This is a genomic window from Candidatus Korarchaeota archaeon NZ13-K, assembly GCA_003344655.1.
Taxonomy (GTDB): Archaea; Korarchaeota; Korarchaeia; order Korarchaeales; family Korarchaeaceae; genus Korarchaeum.
In genome coordinates, this window is sequence record MAIU01000056.1 from 1 (window position 1) to 7,794 (window position 7,794).

The 7,794-nt window shown below is 58.9% G+C and carries 8 protein-coding genes; 4 read left to right on the plus strand and 4 right to left on the minus strand.

Features of this window, described 5'->3' with window-relative positions:
- Complete coding sequence (locus tag BA066_05845) at nt 1–1,050, plus strand: hypothetical protein (protein ID RDD53163.1); 1,050 nt, start codon at nt 1–3, stop codon at nt 1,048–1,050.
- A gap of 259 nt (nt 1,051–1,309) precedes the next feature.
- On the opposite strand, the gene BA066_05850 is transcribed toward BA066_05845, so the two are convergent.
- Entirely contained in the window at nt 1,310–3,016 is a 1,707-nt protein-coding gene (locus BA066_05850) for an ATP-dependent DNA ligase (GenBank protein RDD53164.1), read from the minus strand.
- A gap of 89 nt (nt 3,017–3,105) precedes the next feature.
- Between BA066_05850 and BA066_05855 the strand changes: the two genes are divergently transcribed.
- The 3 genes from BA066_05855 to metG are packed head-to-tail and all read left to right on the plus strand — an operon-like array spanning nt 3,106 to nt 4,784.
- The gene (locus BA066_05855; protein ID RDD53165.1) at nt 3,106–3,372 is read left to right on the plus strand and encodes a hypothetical protein; all 267 of its coding nucleotides are present in this window, start codon (nt 3,106–3,108) and stop codon (nt 3,370–3,372) included.
- 57 nt (nt 3,373–3,429) lie between these two features.
- Complete coding sequence (locus tag BA066_05860; protein RDD53166.1) at nt 3,430–4,455, plus strand: alcohol dehydrogenase; 1,026 nt, start codon at nt 3,430–3,432, stop codon at nt 4,453–4,455.
- Entirely contained in the window at nt 4,452–4,784 is a 333-nt protein-coding gene (gene metG / locus BA066_05865) for a methionine--tRNA ligase subunit beta (GenBank protein RDD53167.1), read from the plus strand. The genes BA066_05860 and metG overlap by 4 nt, the downstream gene beginning before the upstream one ends.
- Here the strand turns inward: metG and BA066_05870 are convergent, their stop codons facing one another.
- The 3 genes from BA066_05870 to BA066_05880 all read right to left on the minus strand — a co-directional run bounded on the left by BA066_05870 (nt 4,785) and on the right by BA066_05880 (nt 7,772).
- Complete coding sequence (locus BA066_05870) at nt 4,785–5,672, minus strand: dihydrodipicolinate synthase family protein (protein ID RDD53168.1); 888 nt, start codon at nt 5,670–5,672, stop codon at nt 4,785–4,787.
- 52 nt (nt 5,673–5,724) lie between these two features.
- Nucleotides 5,725–6,651: a hypothetical protein gene (locus BA066_05875; GenBank protein ID RDD53169.1), complete on the minus strand. Its 927-nt coding sequence runs from the start codon at nt 6,649–6,651 to the stop codon at nt 5,725–5,727.
- 359 nt (nt 6,652–7,010) lie between these two features.
- Nucleotides 7,011–7,772, minus strand: coding sequence for a hypothetical protein (locus BA066_05880; protein ID RDD53170.1), 762 nt, complete (start codon nt 7,770–7,772; stop codon nt 7,011–7,013).
- Nucleotides 7,773–7,794 lie beyond the last annotated feature (22 nt).

Genomic DNA, 7,794 nt, shown 5'->3' on the forward strand with positions numbered 1-7,794 from the left:
TTGAGGTCTGGCTCCGACGATGAGAGGATGGGGAGGTTGCTTGAGGATCTGAAGGCTAGGATCCGCTCCATCACTCCTCAGTTCAGCTTCCTGCTGGATGTGACCCGTAAACTCCCCGGGGCCGAGGGCGGGATGGACAGGCGGGAGTTGCATGCTGTGGCACGGGGGCTTGAGAGGGTCTGGCAGATCATGAGGCTGCTCAAACTACTCTCCGAATATTTTGGGGATAGGTTGTTCTTCGGTGGTGACTCCATCCTGAACTACGTTTACATGATCAATTACGCTGAGCCGCCCAGGCTGACCTTCGACCTGGACTCCGCCTGGCACAGGAGGGTCACATCGAAGCGGGTCTTGATCGGGGAGATGCTGAAGTTCAACATGTGGCTATCTGAGGAGGGGCTCACGCTGGACCTACCGATAACCCCTGAGAGGACTATGAAGATTTTTGTGATTGAGTACGATAGGGAGAAGGACCACTTTCCGACTCTCCTATCGCTGCGCATGCCCGTCATAACCAGGTACGATGGGAGACCCTTTTACGAGTTCCTCGGAATGAGGAATCACAATCTCATAACGAGGCTCAGGGGCGTATTCGAGGAGATGATGGGTGTCAGGAATCCCAGGATAGACTATATCAGGTTAGAGGTCTCCTTAGACCCGGGTGAGATGCCGAGGGAGGAGGTGATGCTGAAGGATGCCTTCGGCTTCGAGGCTAAGGCATGGATCACGGAACTGGGTTACCAATTGGCGTCGAAGATAACCCACAAGGTTGCGAGGGACTTCGGTCCAGATTTAAGGTACAATCTGCATGACGTGCTCAAGGCTGCCCTGGATCTGCGATTACTGGGGCACGTGGACGGGGAGAGCGTGAGGATGTACGTCGGTTCAATGGACCTCCACGTAACGAGACATAACCTAGCTAGTCTCCTATCACCCGGGGCCAGGAAGATCTGGAAGGATAATTATCACTACACACTGGTCAGGAAGAGGTACTCGTTGGAGGAGCTTGTGGGGCATGTGAATGCGCTCATGGAGGAGATAGGCCGGTGAGTCTTCAGCGCTCTTTCAGTGATTTAAGGTTACGAGGATTCCGAGAGATGCCTTAGCGGGGGAGTGAGTCATCGAGGATGTGAGCATGTTGAAGCTGGAATTCATTCAGCGAGAAAAGGTGTTTATGAGAAAGCGGGATCCATGGCGCCATGGATCGTCTACCTGATGCTAAGAGGTGGAGTTCCGAGACCGGTCATTCCGGTAGAAAGAGGACCTTTGATATTTTCAGAGCGGGACCCCTGCTTGAGGTGACCGGAGATCATAGCTGATCTTTGGAGGACGAGCTAGCATCCGAGCTCTCTCCCCTGGACCTCATGTAAATCTCCCTGATCCTGCCCAGCGTGTCAACATCCTCCGGGGTCTTGTCATCCCTTATCCTCCTTATCCTCGCGAACCTCAGGGCGTAACCGCTCCTGTATTTCGGGCTCCTCTGAACCTCGTTGAACTCCACCTCGACGACTATCTCGGGCCTCACCTCTATCAACTTCCCCCTCCTCCTTATCGCGAGCTCCTCGAGCCTCCTGGTAATCCACTCGAACTCCTCATCCGTCAGCCCCTTGAAGGTCTTCCCCACGACCAGGAGCTCGTTCGTCCCCTCATCCCTGGCGGCCAGGTAGTAATCGCTGTACCACCTGTGTCTCCTGCCGTATCCCCTCTCAGCCGCCACTATGACTAGATCGAGCGTGTGAGATCCCTTCACCTTCAGCCAGTGCCTGCCCCTCACCCCCGGCACATAGGGAGAGCTCAGCTTCTTTGCCATCACCCCCTCGTGCCCCGCCTCCAGCGCGGACCTCAGGAATGACTCGGCCTCATCCGCGCTGGATGTGACGATGGATGGGACGAGCTTCAGCGGCTCCCCCGCGAATCGCTCTAGTAAGCTCCTCCTGTGGGAGTACTCCTCATTCAGGAGGCTCCTACCCTCTATCAGCAGGGCGTCGAAGAGATAGAGGACCAGGGGGATCTCCTCGATCAATTCAGGATCAACCTTAACCCTCCTGAACCTCCTCATGAGGACCTGGAACGGGAGAGGCCTTCCGTCCCTCTCAGCTATGACCTCGCCCTCCACTATCGCTTCCCTCACCCCCAGCCCCTCCCTCACGGAGCTCACGACATCTGGAATGCTGGCCGTGACATCCGCCAGGCGTCTCGAGAAGATCCTGACCTCATCGCCCCTCAAGTGAACCTGCACCCTGGCCCCGTCCAGCTTGTACTCGAATGAGCACCTGCCCAGCTCCGCCAAGGCCTCCCTGACGTCACCCACGGACTGGGCTAGCATGGGGCGGAGGGCCCTGAACACCTTGGGCTCGAACTCCAGCCTCCCGGAGGAGGCAACTATCTCGTATGGATCCCCCATGACCATGGCAGCTCTCTCCACAAGCTCCCTCCTTATCCTGTAGGCCCTGGCGATCGCATCGATGAGTAGGCCCTCACTCAGCCCGAGCCTGGGCTCCCCCACTATCGCGTTCGAGAGGAGCCAAGCCTCCTCCGGGCTGCACACTGAGAGGAGGCTCCTCAGGATCTCCTCCCTCCTTCCCCTTGATCCCGGGCCCTCAGCCGATGCCATCGCCTCAAGCATCTCGTAGACCCTCCTCACCGTGAGCCCCTCATCCAGGAGAGGGGTCTGCCTGATCCTCCTCCCCCTGAGCGCCGACTCGACCATCTCGCCCGCATCCGCGCCCTCAACCTCGACATCACCCGTCAGGGACTCCACCACCCTCCAGAGGGTCGCCCAGGAGACGTTGAGCTCCCTCGGATCGTGAGGGTGGAATATGCGGCCAGTCAAAATGAGGAGGGCCTTCTCAGCCTCCTCGGGATCTGTTTCCCTTATCATCGAGGCGACCAGCTCCACCTTCTCAAGCCTAGAGCTCGTGGATGCTATCCTCTTGGCCAGTGCCGCGAGCTCTCCCAGTAGCATCTCTCCTGCAACATCCATCATCGATAAAAGTTTATCCGGTCCCCTTCCCATGGAGGGCTGATGAGAAAGCCCAGCCGCTCGCCTCTCGAGTGCCTCGAGGTGTCGCAAACTTTATTACCATCTTGGACCCCGGTCTCCGGATGGTTGAGGACTTCTCAGCGGCCGTTAAGTTCATGCTGGAGATGTTCCTCGAGCTGGCGAGCTGGATTCACCGCCTGCTGAGCTCAATACTGGTTCCCATCATGGGCATGCTGGGTATAACGGGTGCGACAGCTGAGACGCTCGCCTTCATAATAGAGCTCATGATATTCGTCTTGCTCATGGAGAAGGCCGCGGGCATCATAAAATGGGTCCTCTTCATACTTCTAGTGATGCTGATCCTCGGGGCCATCTACACGATGCTGTAGCGGGCTCTCCCATCAGTAAAGCTTAAGCTCTCTCCCCCCACACCGCCGGGGGTCATCATGAGGGCTGTGGTTATACGCCGGCACGGGGGCCCTGAGGTCCTCGAGTACGATGAGAGCTACCCCGAACCCGAGCTGGGACCGAATGACGTGCTCGTAGAGGTCAGAGCGGCCGCAATGAACCACCTCGACATATGGGTCAGGATGGGCCTGAGGGGGGTCACCCTCCCCAGGATACTCGGCTCCGATATAGCGGGCGTCGTCAGGGAGGTCGGGGGAGCTGTCAGCGACGTGAGGGTTGGTCAGGAGGTGATAGTGGCTCCCGGCTACGGCTGCGGGAAATGCGAGTACTGCCTGAGCGGTAGGGAGAGCATGTGCAGGCAGTACAGGATGCCAGGCTATCACGTGGATGGAGGATACGCTGAGCTCACGGCCCATCCGGAGAGGGCCATCCTGGGTAAGCCAAGCAACCTGAGCTTTGAGGAGGCGGCATCGATTCCCATGGTCTTCCTGACATCTTGGCACATGCTGAGGACCCTGGCGGATCTCAAGGAGGGGGAGTGGGTGCTCGTCTGGGGCGCGGGAAGCGGTGTGGGGATCTCCTCGATACAGATAGCCAAGCTTCACGGCGCCAGGGTCATAGCCACGGTAGGGGACGATTGGAAGGTGGAGAGGGCCTATGGCATAGGGGCTGATCATGTCATAAACAGGAAGAGGGAGGACGTCGTCGCCAAGGTCAGGGAGCTCACCGGAGAGGGGGTTGATGTTGTGGTGGACTCGGTGGGCAGCGCCACCTGGATGACAAGCCTCAAGTGCCTCAGGGTTGGGGGAAGGATGATCAGCGTGGGCGCCACCTCGGGGGAGCAGGCGACGATAGACGTGAGGTACGTCTTCTCGAGGCAGCTGAGGATAATCGGATCATACATGGGGAGCAGGGCGGAGCTGATGCAGGTACTCAGGTTCTTCGAGGCCGGAAGGCTCAAGCCCGTTATAGACTCAGTATTCAAGCTGGAGGAAGCCAGGAAGGCTCATGAGAGGATGGAGAGGAGCGATATGTTCGGGAAGATAGTGATCGTTCCGAGGTGATTCCTTTGTTTGATGTCGAGGACTTCTGGAAGTTCGACCTCAGGGTCGGGAGGGTTCTGGGGGCCGAGAGGATACCCCAGTCGAGGAAGCTGATTAAACTGGAGGTCGATTTCGGAAGCGAGCGAAGGACTGTCGTGACGGGCATAGCGGATCAGGTGAGTCCGGAGCAGCTGATAGGTAAGAAGATGATATTCGTGCTCAACCTTAAGCCCAAGAGGCTGATGGGCGTCGAGAGCAGGGGGATGCTCCTGCTCGCTGAGGAGGAGGGCGGAAGGGTCCACCTCATAGAGGTGCCGGAGGAGGTCCCAGAGGGAACGAAGGTTTGGTGATCAGAGGAGCCCAGCTGACTGGAGGGCCCTCCTCACCTCCTCCCTCTCCTCCTCGCTGAGCGGCTGCGATGGCATCCTCGCATATCCGCCGGGGAGCCCCCTCAGCCTCAGGGCCTCCTTGGTGGCGCTCAGCTGGTTGTACCTCTTGACCACGACCTCGTTCAGCATGGTCAGGGTCAGCTGTATCCTGGAGGCCCTCCTCAGGTCCCCGGCCATGAATGAGTTGTAGAGGTCCACCACAAGCTCTGGGGCGAATATGGAGACGGCTACTATTCCGCCATGGCCTCCCAAGACCAAGGTGTCTAGGACGAGATCCCCGGTTCCGGCCAGCACGGAGCCCCTCCCATCGAGAAGCCTTATCAGCTCTGAGATGCGCCAGATCAACCCGCTTGACTCCTTTATTCCGGCGAAGTTCTCCTCATCCGCCAGCCTGACCACGACGTCCAAGGGCACGTCGTAACCGACGAACTTAGTGACGTTGTAGAGTATCACCGGGAGGCCTGTGGATCCGAGGATGAGCCTGTAGTGCTCCAGCAGCTCCCTCGGGCTCGGCTTGAAGTAGTAGGGTGGGGTCAGGAGGATCCCGTCGACGCCGACCCTCTCGGCCTGCCGCACCTGCCTCAGTATAGCCCTGGTCGAGGGGCTGCTCACGCCCGCTATGACTGGGACCCCTCCCCCGACCTTGTCCACGACGAACCTGAGAACCCTCTCCCTCTCATCCTCATCGAGCATCGGACCCTCCCCGTTGCTCGCGCAGCTGGCCAAACCGTGCACCTTCGAATCCAGCCAGAAGTCGAGGAGCCTGTCCAGGGAAGCCAGATCCAGCTCCCCTTCCCTGGTGAAAGGGGTCACGTGGGGTGGTATTATCCCATGAAACCTCATCGCCATCCCGAGGCATCGATCTTAGATGATAAAAAGTTTTCGGGATGGTGGAAGGGGCCTAGAAGCTCTCCTCTATGGCTTTAATCAGCTCCCTCACCTCAGAGGGCATATAGAACCTCCTGAGGATCCTGCAGGCCAGCCTCTTTATCGGATGAATTCTCAGCCTCCCGCCGCACGCGTAGCTGTGCCCTCCCCCTCCGAACATCTCGCAGATCCTCCTCAGGTCGGCGTCCCTCGAGAGGCCGGAGTAGAGGGAGAACCTCCTGCAGTTGAACACGAGTGAGAAGTCAACCCCGAGCTCCCTGGTCGCTCTCCTAGCGATGAGGGATCCCGGGCCCCCTTTCCTCAAGTCTATGACGCAGAACCTCATCCCTCCCCTGGTCATCCTGACGGAAGCTCTCTTGAGGCCCTCCAGCACCTGATCCTCTAGCTCCCTCATCTTCGCCTCCCCAAAAGCCCTTAGCTCATCGTTCATCAGAAGACCGCTCACCAGAGCCTCGAGGAGCCTCCTCCTCATCCCCCTGTCCATAGAGATCGCGTTGTAGAGCCTTGAGATCTCCATGGAGTAACTCCCTGTGTCGGCATCATCCGCTATCCTAGCGAGCGCCTCCTCGAATTCCCCACCGCCGAGCTCCTCTAGGATCAGCCTGGCGTTGCTGCTTGATGGCCTCACCCTAAGCTCGGCCACCCCGGAGATCCTGGAGATGACCTCATCGTCCCAGATGTGATGGTCGAACCACCTCACCCTCACCCCTCTCGAGGAGAGCCTCCTGAGGTAGGATTCAACGGCATCTAGCTTCGACCTGTTGAGCCCTATGTCCAGGATTATGAGCTCTCCCCCATCCATCCTCAGCTTCGAGAGCTTCTTATCGATTGAGCTGGGGCCCGAGAAGTGATAATCGAAGCTCCCCCCTAGGAGCCTGCCAGCTATGGCGGCGCTTATCACTCCGTCGACGTCACCATGAGTCACGATGACCCCGGGCAAGGCGATCACGGCCCGGGACCATGAACCTTTTTATAAAAAGGGTGCCCAGAAAAACCCTAACTTCAGTTAGGGGATGAATGGGCAAAGCTTAAATATAGCTTTGGGTAGATTTAGCTGGGATGTTCCCGATGACGGAGCTTCACGCTCAGAGTGTATAAGTAGCCCATGCCTTAACGAGAGGCATGGGATGGGGGAGCAGTGACGCCCCCGAACCGGCGGATGAGGCTGAGGGCGTGAAGCCCCAGGTGAACGCCGGAACCTCGCACCGTAGGGTGTGCTTCCAGCAAAACGGGACGGACGGCGACGGATGAAGTCCCGGAGAACTGGAAGCTCCCGACTTTAGTCGGGAGAGGACGTCACTAAATCCAGCTCAAGGAGACCCTCCCCTCGAGGGAGGATATCAAGGAGGCCTCCACCCTCCTAGGCCCTACCTTCAAAGTTGAGGCTGTTGCGGAGGCCACCGAGAACCTGGCGGCATCCTCCGGGCCGTATCCCCTGGCTAGGGCTATGCCGAGGGCTGCGGTCAGGACGTCACCCGCTCCCACATCATCAACGGCCTCTACCCTAGGGGCCGTCGCCCTGATCAGACCCTCAGGGAACCCGAAGAGGGCCCCCTCATCGCCCAAGCTTATGGAGACAACCCTGAAGTGCCTGGATAGGGTCCTGAGGCATTCCAAAGGATCAGACTTCCCCGCGGCCGCTGCTGCCTCCTCCCCGTTTAGGTGGACCACAAGATCGATCCCTAGGAACTGTCTCAACCCCTCTCCTGAGAGCCTGACACCATCACCCTCGAAGACCCTCAGGACACCCTGAAGATCGAGCAGAACGCATTCAGAGAGCTTAGTGGCCTCCAAAGCGACCTCCCTACCTATCTCACCGGCGACGGGGCCCAGGTGGATGACATCCGCATTGATCCCCTCCAGATCCCTAGCCTCCATCTCGCTGCACCTGCTAGCGAGCAGCGTTGGGCATGAGGGTCCCCTCCCCCTCCTTATGAGGAACCTGGTGGTCCTCTCGCAGGACCTCCTCACCCCCGAGAGGTCCACCCCCTCCTCCGCGAGGGTCCTCAGCATATCATCCGGCATGTCGTGGCCTATCCTGGACACCGCCAGCGCCCTCAATCCCAGGCCAGCAGCGAAAGCA

What these genes read in the sequence shown, in the direction of transcription:
- BA066_05855 (RDD53165.1), top strand. Translation starts at nt 3,106, where the DNA reads ATGGTTGAGGACTTCTCAGCGGCCGTTAAGTTCATGCTGGAGATGTTC.
- BA066_05860 (RDD53166.1), top strand. Translation starts at nt 3,430, where the DNA reads ATGAGGGCTGTGGTTATACGCCGGCACGGGGGCCCTGAGGTCCTCGAG.
- BA066_05870 (RDD53168.1), bottom strand. Translation starts at nt 5,672, where the DNA reads ATGGCGATGAGGTTTCATGGGATAATACCACCCCACGTGACCCCTTTC.
- BA066_05850 (RDD53164.1), bottom strand. Translation starts at nt 3,016, where the DNA reads ATGGGAAGGGGACCGGATAAACTTTTATCGATGATGGATGTTGCAGGA.